Genomic DNA, 16,520 nt, shown 5'->3' with positions numbered 1-16,520 from the left:
CTTCTTAAAAAGATAAAATTAACTACCTGTATTTAAGATAGTCAGAATTTGTTCATGAAGGTATGGGCAACCTGTTGCTACAACAGCACCGCCTGCTTCAGCTCGGCTGCCATCCAATGTAGTCACTATGCCACCAGCACGTTCTATAATAGGGATTAATGGAACAATATCATAAGGTTCCAGTGCGAATTCGACACAAATATCGATTCTACCCGCTGCTAACATTGCCATTGCATAGCATTCTCCCCCATAGCGAGTCATTAATACTTGTTTCTCAAGCGCCATAAAATGAATGTCTGGCAGTGCTGCTATAGGCTCAGGCGATGTGGTATGCAAGATGGCTTGTTCGAGTTTGACTTGTTTGCGAGTAGATAAGCGATATTGTCCGTGAGAGCTACTAGTCCAACTCCCGTGTTGGTCTGCCCAAAAGCGTTCACCAATATAGGGTTGGCTCATCATTCCCATGACCGCTTTGCCATGCTCAGTTAGGCCTATCAGGTTTGCCCATAAAGGGAGTCCACAAAGGAAAGGGCGGGTTCCATCGATGGGGTCAAGTACCCATTGAATGGGACCTGTACCCGTTATTCCATATTCTTCACCCATGATAGAATGCGTTGGATAATGTTTAGATATCAGTTCTCGCATGGCTTTTTCTGCGAGCTTATCCGCTTGAGTGACTGGGTCGAAGCGATAGTTGGCTTTGGGTTTGTTTTCAATAACACTAAGTTCATTTGTTCGATAGTATTCAAGAGAAATTTTACCGGCAGTATTGGCAAGTTCATGTAAGAAAAAGCTATCTGGTAACTGAGAGTGCGACATTTAGTTGTCCTCGAGTGCTTGAACAAGATAGTGTTTGACATCTTTTCTTGCTCGATTATGATTGCTAAAAAATTAATGAGGAATTTCATGCTCGATTATGTCGCTTTTCCAGAGCAAAGGCAAAATAAAATTCGCCAGCTACTGCTAGATGAAGGGCGAGTGGTTTGTACGACTTTAGCCCGTGAAATGCAAGTTTCAGAGCATACCATTCGTAGGGATTTAAATGAATTAGCACAAGAAGGCGTTTGCCGCCGAGTCCATGGTGGTGCGGTCAGTATGCTTGAGGAAAAGGGCACATTCGAGCAGAGAACGACACAAAACCAAGATGAAAAAATCAAAATAGCGAAGGCTTGCAATAAACTAGTCAAACAAAATACCTGTATTTTTATTGATTCAGGTTCAACTAACTTAGAAATCGCTCGTTATTTACCTTCGGAACTATCATTGACGGTTGTGACTCATTCCCCCTCAATAGCATTAGAATTAATGAAGAAGCCACTATATGAAGTGATTTTAATTGGTGGGAAATTAAACCGCCAAGTTGGCGCGAGTATTGATATTTCTGCAGTAAATCAAATCAACCAAATCCATTTTGACCAATGCTTTATTGGTGGCTGTGCTTTGGATCCGCAAATGGGAGTTTCGATATTTGATTATGAAGAATCTAAATTTAAGAAAATGCTTTTTGAGCGCAGTAATCAAGTCATTATGGGGGTGACCGCAGACAAATTACCCGGGGTTGCGAGGTATAAGATTGCCAATTGTGAACAAATTTCAATCTTAGTTATGACAACAGAATTGAATAAACAAACGACTGACTTGTTTACTAATATGGCAATAAAGATTGCACAAGCATAGGCCATATGTCTAACTTTTATCTTGTACCGTGAGGGCATTTTAGGTGCTATTTGATATAAAAAAATCAATATAATATTTTCGAAAGGCTTTTATAAATATGATGAGTGTGTAATGAAACTAAAAATGATTACCTTGTTGCTTTCACTTTATTCATTGGATGTATTTGCTCAGGATTTATCTGTGAATATGCAAACTATGCACTTTGCCGGCAAAGAAATACATTATTACTTAATCCAAAAACAAGCCGAAAAATCAAAAGACTTATTAGTTCTATTACAAGGCTCAGATTGTAAAAGCGTCATTAATAACCCAAACATGCTGAAAAATTTCGGTGTGGCATTTCCTGATAATGATATTTTATTAGTTGAAAAAACAGGGTTAAACAACCTAGTGGGGGCTAATGATGAAGAAGCTTCGGAAGAAGAGTGTCCTGTTGACTATATGTCGAAAGACTCGCCATTAGAACGCGCCAATAATTATGTAGCAGTATTACAACAATTAAAAAATGATTATCAACACATAGTGCTATTAGGCGGAAGTGAAGGTGCACTGGTAACTAATTTAATTGTTGCACAAGAAAACTTTATAACCGCATCCGTTGCATTGAATGTCGGCGGACAATATTTTATTAATGATGTTCTGTATAGTATTGAAAATAATACACCTAAAGAAGAAATTGCTAACTCAAAAGAAGGTTTTAAACAATTTGCAGAAGCGGTAAAACAAAAGCAATTAAATAACGACCAATTTGTCAGCGGCCATGGCCCGAAATGGTGGTATGAGATGCTCACCATTGACAATTTAAAGCTTATCCAGTCAGTTAAAACTCCACATTTGGTGATACAAACGATGGCGGATACCAACGTGGATGCTCATGGTACAGATAATATGATGAAACAAATTCGTAATCCCCATGTCAGCTACCGAGCATATCAAGATTTAGACCATTTTTTTAAAGATAAAGATGGGCAGTTACATACTGAACAAATTGTGACAGATATTCAACATTGGTACCAAACGGTGACAAAATAAAGTGGATATACTTGGCTTTATCGTTATATTATTCCCCATTGTCGTGTCACCGGGAGCAAGCTTTGCGATTGCTTTAACTAGTGTGTTAAACCAAGGTATTAGAGGACTGTTTATACCTATTATTGGAACGGGATTAGGCATTTTAACTCATGGTTTTTTAGTTGGAATTGGTTTAAGTAAAATACTGGTTTCTTACCAGTGGGTAATGAATTTAATTGGTATTTTAGGTACATTATATCTATTGTATCTTGCTACTTCATTGATCATTTCAGGAATTAATGCCAGTAAAAGAGAAAGCTCTCAAGAAATAAAAAAAATCACGGTCAAAGATGCTTATTTAGCTAATTTACTTAACCCAAAAGCGATTATTTTATATTTAGTCGTTGTTTCAAAATATGCAGGAACTGACCCGTCACTTGCTAATTTTCTAGTATTATCACTTATCCATATTATCATGATGGCTTTATGGCTGCTGTTTTCTTGCTCCGCTTTAATTATTTCTTCTTCCTCCCTTAACGTCTCAATATTACGGAAATACATTAATATTGGTGGTGGCGTGTTGCTATTAGCGATTACATTAGAGCCTTATTTTTTTAGGTAAAATAAAATGCACCTTGTTTATTAAGATGCATTTAATAAAATCATTCCGAAATATAGCTGTAGTAATTAAATATAGGTACAAAACCCAGTCTTTTGTAGATAGATAACCCTTCACTGGATGACTCTAATACACACTGTTTAACCCCTTGTTGATGGCAAAGGTATAGCGCATGTTTAATAAGTGAAGTCGCGAGCCCTTTACCTTGGTATTGAATATCGGTACCAATATCATCAAGTCGAGCTGTTTCATTATTAAATGTCATAGTTAAGGTTGAGACTGGTTGCTGATCTGCAAATAAGACTAAATGCACCATATTAGTTTGTTTATCAAGTGCTCTTTGGTGATAACGAATATACTCGTCAGTAACAGTTGAGTCACTTTCATCTGTATCAGAATCGACAGGGAATGCTGTAATTAACGGCTGAGCCCAATCCTTGAGTTGATTATTGCTGAACACAACCTGAAAAGCCGCATTAAGCTGCGGTGGTGAATTGTACTGAGATAAAACGTCTTGCGGTAAAATCATTGCGGTTGATTCACCATCATAGATTAACCCGCGTGTTACTATTTCTGACTCAAATAGAGAACGTATTTGGCCATGAACAACAAGGACATAAGGCTTAGCTTGTTGTTTGAACAGCATTTCAGCCTTCTCGTAATCTGAAATGAGCGCACCTTGGTGGAGGTAAATATAATTAAATATAGGCAATGGTAGCTCAGAAAAGTAAGCACTAGTTTGGTTGCTGATTTTCACTACATTTGCACATATTGCAGACCAAAAATAGTGTTCTTGTTGATAGAACAAATTTTCATTGTCATCCATTATGTATACTCAGTTTATAGTAGTAGATAATATTTTTATGGCTTGATTGTATATAAAACACAATGATCGCTATAGTATTCGTATAATTGAAAGCACGAAAAGAACCATTTTATTGCAATTTATTGGGTTTATAAGAAAATAGGTTTTCCTAGAAAAGACATTGTATAAAAATAAGAGAATTATTATGAATAACGCCCCAGACACGATAACCTTTTTTGAGCGTTTACTTCCACTGGTGGTTTCCGGTAAAAAAATTATCACTATCCGTGATAAAAGCGAGAGCGATTATGTTCCTGGGACTATTGTGAAGGTATACGCGCTGGAAACAGGTGAATATTATACTGATATTAAAATATTGTCGGTAGAGCCCATTTCTTATGATGACATTTCTGAATACCACGCTAAGCAAGAAGCCATGAGTCTAGAGACGTTGAAAGCGCTTATCAAAGAGATTTACCCAAACGAGCAATATTTATACGTAATCACTTACCAATTGCTGAATAGCACTGACTGATCACGAATATAGTTTTTTGGCAATTTGTAAAAATACCTTTGTTGCCGGTGATGCTTGGTTCTCGTTAATAACAGCAAAAGCAATACTACGCTTAACTAGTGGGCTAAGGGGGTTCACCATTAGTGGCTGCGGGTGCAGGGGTATTTATTGCACTAAATCCGTTGAGTGCGGTTATTGTGGGAACTCTATTTCTTAATGAGCAACTCAGTACAGTGACCTTTATTGGCGGAATATTAATTTTTTGGGAATACTTAGTTACTTGCGAGAACATCTAGCCATAGCAAAGAGTCACCTTGTTGTTTTGCGAGCGCTTCAATAAATTTAAATACGGTTTTTCCATAACCTTTACCTGTAGCACCAGGAGAAAAGTAAAGCTTATTTAACAAAGTACCAACTAAATTAGTTTCAGGTATACAGGAGTGATAGGTTAGTTTTACTAAACCGATTGGGTTCGTATTTTCAATAACATACTAATCAATATGCTGTTGATTAAGGTCTTCAGTGATTTTAGTTGTGCTGTATTCTTGATTTAAATATGAGTTAAGTTCATTTTGGCTATTCCATAATGTAGCAAAATGATGCAAATAACTTTCCGTACCTATTTTATGTAGCAATAACGCGTCGTGTTTCGTTGCTTTTCTTAGTATATGGGGAACTTGGTTCATAAATGTTTTCTCCTGTGCTTTATCAGTGTATAGCAATCAATTGATAAATGTCATAGAAGAGGAAAAGTAGAGCATTTTTGGTATTAGAGAGAAGATAAAAGGACTAATTAGCCCTTTTATCTGATGATGATTATTTAATTGTTTGGCTAATATCTGAGTAAGCAAATAACGCTTGGGCTCCACCTGTATGAACAAATAGAATGGGGGTTTTTTCTTCAGAGTTTTCTAAGTAGTCAATTAATCCAGCCATGGCTTTACCAGTATAAACTGGGTCTAATAAAATACCTTCTTGCCTCGCTAATAAATTGATTGCTGCGAGGCCTTTTTGGTTTGGCATTCCGTACATGGGGGTAAAGAAGTTATCCCATAGTTGTACTTTGGGTGTTTTAGTTAGATCCAGCCATTGAGCCAGTTCGAATTGCAATGTTTCAACTTTAGGGGCTTGGTCTTGTTGTTTTCTTGAAACGGTGACACCAATTACTTGGCTTTGTGGTAATAGTTCTTGCAAGCCAATGGCAAGCCCTGCATGCGTTCCAGCACTCCCGGAGGCAACAATAACTTTGTCAAATTCTATATGTTCTGGCTTCTGCTGAGCTATTTCAATAGCACATTGAATATAGCCTAAGGCACCTAATGCATTTGACCCTCCAACAGGGACAATATAGGCATCTTTAAGAGAAAGTGTTTTTATTAATTCTTCCAGTTGAGATTGAGGATCGTTTAGTTCGTCACACATAACACAACGAGTGGCAAATAAATCAGTTAATAATTTATTACCATTATGAAGAAAGTTAGGATTATCGCTTTGAATTGGATTTTCTAACAATGCAACGCATTCAAGCCCATGCATAGCGGCAACTGCAGCAGTTTGGCGGACATGGTTTGATTGAATTGCCCCCGCAGTAACAATAATTTTTGCTTTTTTGGCTAATGCATCAGCCATTAAAAATTCTAGTTTACGTAGTTTATTTCCCCCCATGGCAAGGGGAGTCATATCATCACGCTTTATATAAATCTCACGACCAAACTTACGCGATAAATTATTCAATCGATTAAGCGGAGTCGATGCGTTAAGTAAATCTATTTTTGCAAACTGTGCTAGTCGTTGTTGAAGAGACATCTAAATTCCCAATAATTAATAAGAGAAACCAAGGTAAAGGTAAATAGCAAGAACAATACTGGCAGTCACTAGTGCATAAGGCATCTGTGTTCGAATATGCTCAATATGTTCGCAGTCTGTCGCCATTGATGCAACAATAGCATCCGCAGAAATTGGAGAGGTCATATCGCCAAATATTGAGCCAGAAATTGCTGCACCAATCATATATTCCACAGGCATTCCTACAGATAAACCTAATTGAACTCCGATAGGGATCATTATTGCGAAAGTACCCCAAGAGGTGCCTGTTGCTAAGGACATAATGGCGCTAATTATAAAGATAAAACCAATAGAAAAACCTGGGGCCATAACGCCTTGAGTGACTTCAGCAATATAAGCGCCTGTATTTAACTCAGCAGAAACATTTCCCATTAAGAATGCTAAAATCATAATGGAGCTAATTTTTAGCATATTGGCATAACCGATAAACAATTCTTTAAAGAAAGCATCAATATTTAGTAACCGTCGACCGATAAACCAACAGAAAGATACCATAGTACCAAACATGACTCCCCAATATACGGATGTCGAACCGCTTCCTTTACTAAAGTCACCATCACCTGTGATATATAGTGCGATAGGGACCATTAATACCGTAGATAAAATAGGTATAAAGAAGTTTAATGTAGAATGAGCGTTAGGGTGGTCAATAATCTCTTCTTCGTTATCCTGACGTTGTAATTGAGAAATGTTCCCAGCAATAAAATTTTGTTGGTATGTATCTTCTGCTTTTTTCATGGGACCCCATGAAATATTAGTAAATACATAGAATAGGATCGTTATAATGGATAACCACGCCATTAAATTGTAACCAATCGACGTAATTAAAATATCAAAAGGCTCGCCTTGAATCAGCCCTTGGGAAATTTGTACCCCAATTAACCCCATTATTACCGCTCCCCACCCATTGATGATGGCAGAGGAACAAACAGAAACACACGCAGTTTGGATAATATAGGACATTTTTTCAGGGGCAACACCATATTGTCGTGCGAGATTTTTAGTTGAAGCTCCAGCGACTAATTGGTTAATTGAACTTTCAATAAAAATAAGAGAAGTAATGATAATGGCGAGCAACTGAGTAGATTTACGGTTTTTAATTAATTTTGTCTTATTGGTAAGTAACTGAACTAAAGCACGAACGCCACCTGTAACCACAACAAGCCTCATGATCCCACCGATCATAACCATAAAGACAATTGTTCGCGTATTTCCTGCAGATGAAAATGTATCAATAATACCATCAACGGTACCTTGTACACCTAATAATACGTTGTGGTCATGAATGACAGTAAAACCAACGAGTATTCCTAACATTAATGAAAGCATGACTTGGCGAGTTAATATCGCCAATATTATAGTCACAATGGGAGTGATAACGGTCCAAATACCATAGTCCTGCATGTGTTTACCTGTGATCCGAGAGAAAATATGAATTTTATAATTGTTGAAAAATCATAGCATTAATAGGAACACGGTAGAATAATTTTATGTAGTTTGAAATACATTGTGACAATAAATTAATAAGAAAAAGGCCAAACAGATAAATGTTGGCCATATGTATAGATAGAATCAAATATTACTGTCGAGCTTGCCACTCTTTAGCTGTTATTTTACTAATATCTTCTGTTTTAGTTTCGCCAATTAATTCAATAAATTGTGGTTCAAGAGTTGCATAGTATTTGAAGCCACATTTTTCTTGAGCAATTTTAGATTGTTCGTTACCTTGAAAGTAACCGCACCACAAATTATCTAATTTTAAATCAGTGAAAGCATGGTGAATGATGGCGTTAATTGATTCTGGAATAATGCCTTTTCCCCAGAACGGTACACCAACCCAATAGCTAACTTCTGCGTCATTTTCACCAATAGGAAAATTACTTTCATGGCTGAATGATAAACCAATCAAGCCAATAGCTTGGTTCTCATTTTTTAACGTCACAGCGTAAATTTCATCGCGCATAAAAATATTTTTGATGATAGAAAGACTTTCTTCTTCGCTTTTGTGAGCAGGCCAACCTGCGATTGGGCCAATTCTTTCATCTTTTGCATAGAAATATAAATCCGCGGCATCTGTTTCTTGCCAAGGACGCAATATTAACCTATTTGTTGTAAGTACCATTTTATTATCTCCTCATTACGCCATCTCCTAACTTGAAAGTTATTTTAGGTATTTATAGAAATAAAATAAGGGCATAATTTGTTCATTTTAGGTACTTATGACAACTTATGTGTTATGGTAGTGCGATACGGTGCAAATTAAAGTACAACGCTCATGATGCATTTAAAAAATTATCAAATTGATTTGCCTGAAGTCATTCGGATTGGTGAAAGCAATATGGATAAAATGCAATTTAAACCGATTAAAACATCTTATGTGGCGGTTTGTGTGTGCAAGCAAGGATATGCAATATTCAATATTAATTTCAAACGGTATCCAGTACGAAAAAACGACATAATCGTTTTGTACGATGATTCCTTTGCAATGCTACAAGCCAAATCACGCAAATTTCGTTTGGAGTATTGGTTGATTGATAAAAAGCTAGCAGTAGAAATTGCTTATGCATTACCACATCAACTTTTTGCTTTTTTTAATGACTTCCCTGTAATTTCAACGCCATTAGAAAAAGCTACACTATTTGAAAGCTGGAGATATATTCTTCTAACTATCGTGTCTAACTGGAGTGGCTATGGGCTATTACAATTAAAAAATCATTTGCAAAATTTATTTTTAGAAATTAGTAATCATGCACAACACACTTCTATCAAACCAGAAAATAAAAGCCGCCAAGAGCAACTGTGCTGGCGTTTTTGGGGCTTAATTACGACCTACTGTAAACAGCATAAAGAAGTGAAATTTTATGCGGAGCAATTGTCGATCACACCATTTTACTTATCTAAAATTAGTCAAAGTTTTTTTAAAGACTCACCAAAGGTATTGATTGATAGGCAAGTGATTCTAGAAATAAAGGCATTATTAGAAATTGGTAATTTATCCATTAAGCAAATTGCGGATGAATTAAACTTTGAAGATACATCTTATTTATGTCGCTACTTTAAACGGCATACAGGGGTGACGTTAACGGGATTTAAAAAACGCATTGAACAAAAAGAACGGAAAAATAAATAATATTAATGTGGTTCAATCTTTGTTGAGTATTTTTTTATAAATTCAATGAAACAGCGTAAGCGTGGTGAAACAGCTTGGTTACGATAGTAAACGGCATTTATAGGTTGGCGAGTTTTAATGGTTTTCTTTTCTAATACTTGTACTAATTCACCACGAGCGAAAGCGTCTAATGTGACGAAATCAGCTGAACATAAAATGCCAGCCCCTTGAACTGCAAGGTGAAATAAAACTTCACCGCTAGTGCCTGAAATATCAGGTGAAACCTTAAATAAATTCCCATCATGAGTTTTTATTGGCCAAATATTTAATGAATCAGGTTGAGTGAAGCCTAATAAACAGTGTTGTTTTAATTCTTCAATACTTTCCGGTACGCCATATTTTTCAAGATAATCAGGGCTGGCAACGAGTCGTTGTCGACTAAAACCTAATAAGGTGGCATTGAGTGAAGAATCTTTGAGGACTCCAATACGAAAAGCTACATCAATTCGTTTTTCTAACAGATTAGTAATTCCTTCATAGTTATGGATCTCAAGTTCGATTTGCGGATAAAGTGCATAAAATTGTGGAATCAATGGGGCAATAACATGAGTCAAAAAGGGAGTTGATGCATCTATCCGTAATTTACCTGAAGGAACAGTCTGTCGTATTGAGAGCATATCTTCAGCTTCTTGAGCTAGTTCAACTATTTTTCGCGATTTCTGCAAAAATGCAGCGCCTTCATCACTAAGTTTAATTGAACGAGTTGTTCGGTAGATTAACGTCGTATTTATTTTTTCTTCAAGCCTGAGTAATAAACGACTTACTGTCGATATTGTCATGTTTAATTGCTCTGCTGCTGCGGTGATAGAACCACAATCTACAACGCTAATAAAGGCCTGAAGCTCTTCAAAAGTTATTCTCATTATTGCATATCCGGCAAAAGTTATTTTCACCTTAACGCCTTTTTCATTGAGTATCAATGTGAAAAAATTCTGCTCATTAATAAAAATGTTAATAATTTATTTCAATAAGGTTTTTAAATGAGAATTAACACGGCATTACTAGCGTTAGCAATAGGGGCTTTTGCTATTGGAGCAACAGAATTTTCACCAATGGGAATGCTTCCTTATATTGCGGACAATCTTAAAGAAGACATTCCTTCTGTGGGGGTGATCGTGGTTATTTATGCCCTTGGCGTTATGGTTGGTGCACCTATTATGACGCTATTGTTAGTCAAGAGGCGCCCTAAAATAGCATTAGTATTTTTGATGTCGATCTTCACTATTGGGAATGTATTATCGGCAATGTCACCTGATTTGATGACCCTGTCACTTTCTCGTTTTATTACTAGTTTAAATCATGGTGCATTTTTTGGATTAGGCGCAATTGTTGCGGCAAGCGTGGTTCCTCCAGGAAAACAAGCAAGTGCAATAGCGGCTATGTTCATGGGGTTAACAATAGCTAATATCGGTGGCGTACCTTTGATGACGAAATTAACACAAGTCGTAGGATGGAGGCAGGCATTTTATTTAATTTCAATTTTAGGCATTTTGACGATTATAAGTTTAATTTGGGCTTTACCAAATAACCTAATGGGGACAAAAGTGGATGTAAAAAATGAATTGCGTATTTTACGGCGCCCTCAAGTCCTGTTAGGCATGTTATCTACTGTGTTAGGTGCGAGCGCAATGTTTACGTTGTATACCTATGTTACACCAATGTTAATGAATTTTATTCAGGCTTCAGACCAAATGGTCACAATAATGTTAGTGATTATCGGTATAGGTTTTACTGTTGGTAATTATATTGGTGGGTTATTTGCAGATAAGTCACTTTTTAGCACTTTAATAATATTTTTCATTATGTTGGCATTAAGCATGGCTATATTCCCATTTATTGCGGTAAATGCATTTGGTGCGGGTGTTGGCCTAATGATATGGAGTATTTTTAGTTTTGGTATTGTTCCTCCTATTCAAATGTTAGTCATGAATGCAGCAAAAGGTGCGCAAGCCTTAGCGTCCTCCGTTAATATAGGAGCCTTTAATCTAGGAAATGCTATTGGTGCAGCAATTGGTGGGATAGTTTTATCCTATGGGTATAGCTATTCAATGATTAGTTTTATGGGGGCACTAGTCGCTGTTTTGGGAATTATGGTTATTCTGGTTGTTTTTCGCAAAAAATCCGATACTAAAATGGAAACTGAAATTGCATGCAACTAATTTTATTGTACTTATTCTCCATTTGATGATTAATGTAAAATCACCGTTAAGTGGATTAAAAGGATTCCTCGCACGGAATAAATAAAACTTGAATTAAAAAGCAATGTTCGGAGTTTTTTGCAATTGTAGTTTGTCATAATTAATGCAATTAACTAAAGAAGGGCGACATGATGACAACTAAAAATTTGTGGAATACGCCAGAACAGAGATGGCAAGCGGTGGTTGAAAGGAATAAAGCCGCGGATGGTCACTTTGTTTACGGTGTAAGAAACTCTGCTATTTATTGCCATCCGTCTGCTGCTGGCCGTTTACCAAATAGAAATAATGTTGAGTTTTTTGATAATGAGCAACAAGCTATTGAACAAGGCTATCGTGCAGGAAAACGCTTACGGACAGAAACATCACAATTAACCCAATTTTATCAAGAGCAAATTGAGAAAGCTTGTCGTTATATTGAACAGCAAGAGCAAACGGTGAGTTTGGCTGCGTTAGCTAGTTACATTGGTATGAGTCGCTACCATTTTCACCGTTTGTTTAAAGCGCAAATAGGGTTAACACCAAAAGCCTATGCGGATGCATTTCGCCATAAAACATTGCAACAACGGCTTCAAGAAAAAAAACGAATTACTGACGCTATTTATGATGCGGGTTATCAATCAAATAGTCGCTTTTATGAAGCCTCATCTCAACGACTAGGAATGACACCGAGTGAATGGAAATCAGGAGGGGGTGGCAGTAAAATTTATTTTGCTCTTGCGGTTTGCTCATTAGGGACACTATTGGTTGCACAAAGTCCGATAGGTGTTTGCGCCATTTTGTTAGGGGATGATCCTGAGCAGTTATTGAATAATTTACAGGATAAATTCCCAAAAGCAGAGCTGATTGGAGGAGATGACGGCTTTGAGCAACTGGTAGCTCAGGTGGTAGGTTTTATTGAAGCACCTGAAATTGGTTTAAACTTACCATTAGACATTCAAGGCACTGCATTTCAACAACGCGTTTGGCAAGCTTTACGTAATATTCCAGTAGGAAAAACAGTAAGTTACAGTGATATAGCAGAAAAAATTGGCAAGCCTAGTGCCGTCAGAGCGGTTGCTAATGCCTGTGGTGCAAATATGTTAGCTGTCGCTATTCCTTGTCACCGAGTGGTTAAGAGTAATGGTGACCTTTCAGGCTATCGTTGGGGCATTGACCGAAAACAAGCGCTATTGTTAAAAGAAGCTCAGTATAAGGCAGATAATAGTTAATGATAGCTAAGGGAATCACGGGTAACCATAGTATTCATATAATTATATCTAGTGAACTACCTTAGTTAGAATATTTAAAATAAACAGCACCTATATTAATATATAATAGGTGCTGTTTAGTAAACACAATATAATATCTAAAACTAAAATTTTACTTTTAGAAGTAACATGCCAATATAAAGAGTTAGTTGAAACCCATTTTCCTGCTAATACTCGTATTTCGCGGCCACAAGGAGGATTTTCATTGTGGGTTGAACATCTACCGGTTAATAGTCGTAAATTACTCGATATTCTACATCGTAATAAAGTCACCGTTTTAACAGGGGAACATTTCTCGACCGGCGGATGTTTCCTTAATCATTTGCGAATAAACTATGCGCTTCCATTAATAGCAAGGCGACGCAATGCAATTAAAATATTAGGGGAAGCATTAAAAGTCACAAGCTTAAAATAATATAAAACCCCTTATTCAGTAGATATGAGTCATGAATAAGGGGAATAAGAGTCATTGAATGGTGGGTTTCGGTTGACTATTTTTAGAATAGAATAAGTAAATCACATAGAGAAGCGTAAAACTGGCAGTGTAGCCTGTAAAAATCATCCAGAAGGTTTTCCAATCTACAACACCATTAACGGTATTAAGTTCGATAACCCAACCACATAATACCGCGCCTAAAAATGTGCCAAAACCGTTGACTAATGTGGTGAATACGCCTTGTGCTGTTGAACGAAATTCGGGGGCAATTTCTTTTTCCAAAAATAGTGCTCCTGCGATATTAAAGAAATCAAATGCACAGCCGTATACAACCATGGATAAAAATAATGCCAGTGTACCAATCGCAGTGAAATCACCATAAGCAAATAAGCCTAGTCGTAAAATCCATGCAATCATACTCATAAATAAGATGGTTTCAATTTTGAATTTTTTGAGTAACAGCGGTAAGAGTAAAATAAAGACAATTTCTGAAAATTGCGATATCGATAAAAAGATAGTGGGGTATTCAGAAAAAACCGAGCCTCTAGCTTCAGGCATTAATGACATATCTTGTAAAAAGGGAACGCCAAAGGTATTGGTAATTTGTAAGACAGAACCTAATAGCATGGCAAAAAATAGGAATACTGCAACTCGCCCCTTTTTAAAGAGTAAAATAATATTTTGACAACTAAAGCTAAATTTCTGTTCTTTTTTCTCAATTTTACAGGTCTGTGTTGAAATAAAGAAAATAGAAAAGATACTGAGGACTACGGATGCGATCGCACCTACATATAATTGATAAAAACTCATTTCCAATTTTAATAAGCTAATTGTCCACATAGCAACAATAAAACCTACGGTGCCGTAAACGCGTATTTTGGGAAAATAAACATCCGAATCGAGTTTTTTTGCGCTCAACATCTCAAAAACAATGCTATTACAAACGGAAATAGTTGGCATATAAAACATTAGGTGAACTAATGTCATAATAAATAGCAAGGTTATTGAGTCACTATGCGCCATTGCGATCAAAAATACAGCAGAAATAATATGTGAAGCAATATACACCAGTTTTCGGTTATTAATTTTATCTGCAATAAATCCGATAATAATCGGTGAACATAAAGCTGAGATGCCTAATGTACTAAAAATCAGGCCAATTTCACCACCTTTGAAATGTAAGGTATTGAAGAGGTAAGACGCAAAAGTAACCAGCCATGAGCCCCAGATAAAAAATTGAAGAAATGAAACGAATTTTAGCCGAGCAGTGATATTCATGTTTATACACCTTCCGTTAGCCTAAACATGCTTTAATGTAATTATTAAATAAACTGTTCTTTTCAATTAATTTAATAACCAAACATGGAAGCACCCATCTTGTTATTGTTTGAGCATTATAAAATAGTTAATGTGAGTTTTTTTTGATATGGAAGAGGCAAATCATCGATTAATTGTAGGAATTAGTCCCTTTTTATAGGAGAGTTCACATATCAAAAATAAAGATATAATAAAATAAGTGTGAGAATTAACTCTTCTGAATTCAAGATGATTAAATGATAGTTAATATATATTTAACTTAGTCGGTATTACTTGAATTTAATTAATATTTAAGATTTAATAGGTATCTCTTCAGCCTCATACTTTCAGTATGCTATCCCAATTAATATCTCAATTTTTCCAGTAGTCAGCTTGACTGCGCCCTAGTGGCTCGCTACCAAAGAACTTACCTCAACTACTTTTTTAAAATTCAAATTCTATAAGTTCCAATCATAAACAATGATTGGAAAATTCAATGTATATCAAAACGAGAATATTATGATATCTACTCATTACCTGCTGCTTTTATGCGCAGTAGCGGTATACCTTGTGGGTACCGCAGAATTCATGTTATCGGCGATTTTATCGCCGTTAGCGAATGTTTTTCATGTTCAGCCCGACCAAATTGCTTGGTTGATATCAGCTTATGCACTGGCCTATACCTTGGCAGCGCCTATTATTGGTTACTTATCAGATCGAATTGATAAACGAAAAATTGTACTCATGGCTCTTTTGTTATTATCACTTGATAGCTTGGTTATTATTTTTGCACCTAATTTATTGATTGCACTAGTTTTAAGAGGATTTGGTGGATTAGCATCTGCCGCACTTGTTCCGGTTATCTTTGCCCTTATTGCTGATGTGATGAGCGAAAGTAAGCAAGCTGCAGCAATGGGAAACATTATGATGGGAATGACTGTCGGTATTATTACCGGGCCTATCATCGCTGGGGCATTAGTTCAGTATTTTGCGTGGTACGCTCCATTTATTTATACCGCGGTAGGGTGCTTAGTGGTATTCATCATGGGGTTATTTACACTACCTCGTTCACAAAAAGTAACCAGTAAAAAATTATCTTTCATAGCGATTAAACAAAAAGGTATTTTTCGACTTATATTAGCGAAAGGTCTATGGAATGGGGTGTCAGTCTGTATGTTTCTGCTTGCGGGTGAAATATTAAGGCAAAGATCACACTTAGAAAGCGTTGAAGTTGGCAGTCTAATGGGATTATTCGGGGTCGGATTATTATGTGGCAATGGTTTGGTTGCAAGAACAGAGAGGATTAAGATGTCAAATAATACAAAACTGATTGTTATTATTTTAATAATCATGGCTGCGATTATGTTATTTCTTAGTGGGTGGCTTTCGTTAATTGGTCATGGTTTATGCTTAACTATTCTTGGGGGGATGTTGGGATTAGCATCTCCAATAAGTACCGCAATGTTAGCAAGGCAAAGTGCAGAGAATAAAGGTTTTGTCTTGTCGATATCCGAGAGTGTGAACAACTTGGTTTTATTATCTGCACTACCCGTATTTTCTTTATTTTTTTCGAAAGGTCACCTTGTGATTTCTATGATCATGATTGTTATATTCTTGAGCTCAGCTATTTTTTTAGTTTTCCCGATAAGACAGAGAATAAAAAGGTAGTAGATAGCTTATTTTTCTCCACCGAAAATGGTTTT

The 16,520-nt window shown here is 36.4% G+C and carries 19 protein-coding genes; 10 read left to right on the top strand and 9 right to left on the bottom strand.

The genetic code is table 11. From position 1 onward, the window contains the following. Nucleotides 1-18: 18 nt before the first annotated feature. Nucleotides 19-819, bottom strand: coding sequence for an inositol monophosphatase family protein (locus PSE72_RS01915; protein ID WP_115167261.1), 801 nt, complete (start codon nt 817-819; stop codon nt 19-21). Between the two features lie 87 nt (nt 820-906). Between PSE72_RS01915 and PSE72_RS01910 the strand changes: the two genes are divergently transcribed. The 3 genes from PSE72_RS01910 (at nt 907) to PSE72_RS01900 (ending at nt 3,310) form a co-directional block, all read left to right on the top strand. Then, nucleotides 907-1,677, top strand: coding sequence for a DeoR/GlpR family DNA-binding transcription regulator (locus tag PSE72_RS01910; RefSeq protein ID WP_115167260.1), 771 nt, complete (start codon nt 907-909; stop codon nt 1,675-1,677). A 111-nt stretch (nt 1,678-1,788) separates the two neighbouring features. Beyond that, on the top strand, nt 1,789-2,709 hold the full coding sequence (locus tag PSE72_RS01905) for an alpha/beta hydrolase family protein (RefSeq protein ID WP_198641151.1): 921 nt from the start codon (nt 1,789-1,791) through the stop codon (nt 2,707-2,709). A 1-nt stretch (nt 2,710) separates the two neighbouring features. Continuing rightward, complete coding sequence (locus tag PSE72_RS01900; RefSeq protein WP_115167258.1) at nt 2,711-3,310, top strand: LysE family translocator; 600 nt, start codon at nt 2,711-2,713, stop codon at nt 3,308-3,310. A 40-nt stretch (nt 3,311-3,350) separates the two neighbouring features. Here PSE72_RS01900 and PSE72_RS01895 read toward each other — a convergent pair whose 3' ends face one another. Further along, on the bottom strand, nt 3,351-4,133 hold the full coding sequence (locus tag PSE72_RS01895) for a GNAT family N-acetyltransferase (protein WP_272673528.1): 783 nt from the start codon (nt 4,131-4,133) through the stop codon (nt 3,351-3,353). Nucleotides 4,134-4,317: 184 nt separating this feature from the next. Between PSE72_RS01895 and yqfB the strand changes: the two genes are divergently transcribed. After that, entirely contained in the window at nt 4,318-4,647 is a 330-nt protein-coding gene (gene yqfB / locus PSE72_RS01890; RefSeq protein WP_004910859.1) for a N(4)-acetylcytidine aminohydrolase, read from the top strand. 122 nt (nt 4,648-4,769) lie between these two features. Continuing rightward, complete coding sequence (locus PSE72_RS01885) at nt 4,770-4,922, top strand: hypothetical protein (RefSeq protein ID WP_198641148.1); 153 nt, start codon at nt 4,770-4,772, stop codon at nt 4,920-4,922. Here PSE72_RS01885 and PSE72_RS01880 read toward each other — a convergent pair. The 5 genes from PSE72_RS01880 to PSE72_RS01860 all read right to left on the bottom strand — a co-directional run bounded on the left by PSE72_RS01880 (nt 4,899) and on the right by PSE72_RS01860 (nt 8,593). After that, a complete protein-coding gene (locus PSE72_RS01880; protein WP_324255892.1) occupies nt 4,899-5,033 on the bottom strand; it encodes a GNAT family N-acetyltransferase in 135 nt (44 codons plus the stop codon). The genes PSE72_RS01885 and PSE72_RS01880 overlap by 24 nt on opposite strands. An 84-nt stretch (nt 5,034-5,117) precedes the next feature. After that, complete coding sequence (locus PSE72_RS01875) at nt 5,118-5,312, bottom strand: hypothetical protein (RefSeq protein WP_232800738.1); 195 nt, start codon at nt 5,310-5,312, stop codon at nt 5,118-5,120. A 130-nt stretch (nt 5,313-5,442) separates the two neighbouring features. Then, nucleotides 5,443-6,432, bottom strand: coding sequence for a D-cysteine desulfhydrase (locus tag PSE72_RS01870; RefSeq protein WP_115167256.1), 990 nt, complete (start codon nt 6,430-6,432; stop codon nt 5,443-5,445). 15 nt (nt 6,433-6,447) lie between these two features. Further along, nucleotides 6,448-7,875: a Na+/H+ antiporter NhaC family protein gene (locus PSE72_RS01865; RefSeq protein WP_115167255.1), complete on the bottom strand. Its 1,428-nt coding sequence runs from the start codon at nt 7,873-7,875 to the stop codon at nt 6,448-6,450. Nucleotides 7,876-8,050: 175 nt separating this feature from the next. Beyond that, nucleotides 8,051-8,593 (bottom strand): GNAT family N-acetyltransferase, encoded by a 543-nt coding sequence (locus tag PSE72_RS01860; protein WP_115167254.1) that lies wholly within the window; start codon nt 8,591-8,593, stop codon nt 8,051-8,053. Between the two features lie 153 nt (nt 8,594-8,746). On the opposite strand from PSE72_RS01860, the gene PSE72_RS01855 reads away from it, so the two are divergent. Further along, complete coding sequence (locus PSE72_RS01855; protein ID WP_115167253.1) at nt 8,747-9,601, top strand: helix-turn-helix domain-containing protein; 855 nt, start codon at nt 8,747-8,749, stop codon at nt 9,599-9,601. A 2-nt stretch (nt 9,602-9,603) separates the two neighbouring features. Here the strand turns inward: PSE72_RS01855 and PSE72_RS01850 are convergent, their stop codons facing one another. After that, nucleotides 9,604-10,503 (bottom strand): LysR family transcriptional regulator, encoded by a 900-nt coding sequence (locus PSE72_RS01850; RefSeq protein ID WP_115167252.1) that lies wholly within the window; start codon nt 10,501-10,503, stop codon nt 9,604-9,606. Nucleotides 10,504-10,620: 117 nt separating this feature from the next. On the opposite strand from PSE72_RS01850, the gene PSE72_RS01845 reads away from it, so the two are divergent. The 3 genes from PSE72_RS01845 to PSE72_RS01835 all read left to right on the top strand — a co-directional run bounded on the left by PSE72_RS01845 (nt 10,621) and on the right by PSE72_RS01835 (nt 13,500). Next, a complete protein-coding gene (locus PSE72_RS01845; protein WP_115167251.1) occupies nt 10,621-11,799 on the top strand; it encodes an MFS transporter in 1,179 nt (392 codons plus the stop codon). Between the two features lie 170 nt (nt 11,800-11,969). Beyond that, on the top strand, nt 11,970-13,046 hold the full coding sequence (gene ada, locus PSE72_RS01840) for a bifunctional DNA-binding transcriptional regulator/O6-methylguanine-DNA methyltransferase Ada (protein WP_254178924.1): 1,077 nt from the start codon (nt 11,970-11,972) through the stop codon (nt 13,044-13,046). Between the two features lie 244 nt (nt 13,047-13,290). Further along, nucleotides 13,291-13,500, top strand: coding sequence for a hypothetical protein (locus PSE72_RS01835; RefSeq protein ID WP_232800735.1), 210 nt, complete (start codon nt 13,291-13,293; stop codon nt 13,498-13,500). 51 nt (nt 13,501-13,551) lie between these two features. Here PSE72_RS01835 and PSE72_RS01830 read toward each other — a convergent pair whose 3' ends face one another. Beyond that, on the bottom strand, nt 13,552-14,799 hold the full coding sequence (locus PSE72_RS01830) for an MFS transporter (RefSeq protein ID WP_115167250.1): 1,248 nt from the start codon (nt 14,797-14,799) through the stop codon (nt 13,552-13,554). Nucleotides 14,800-15,336: 537 nt separating this feature from the next. Here PSE72_RS01830 and PSE72_RS01825 point away from each other — a divergent pair. Then, nucleotides 15,337-16,485 carry an MFS transporter gene (locus PSE72_RS01825; protein WP_115167249.1) on the top strand — a complete coding sequence of 383 codons (1,149 nt, stop codon included), beginning with the start codon at nt 15,337-15,339 and terminating at the stop codon, nt 16,483-16,485. Nucleotides 16,486-16,520: the final 35 nt, after the last annotated feature.

The organism is Providencia sp. PROV116 (assembly GCF_028482485.1).
Lineage (GTDB): Bacteria > Pseudomonadota > Gammaproteobacteria > Enterobacterales > Enterobacteriaceae > Providencia > Providencia rettgeri.
This window is presented reverse-complemented; position numbering and strand designations above follow the sequence as displayed.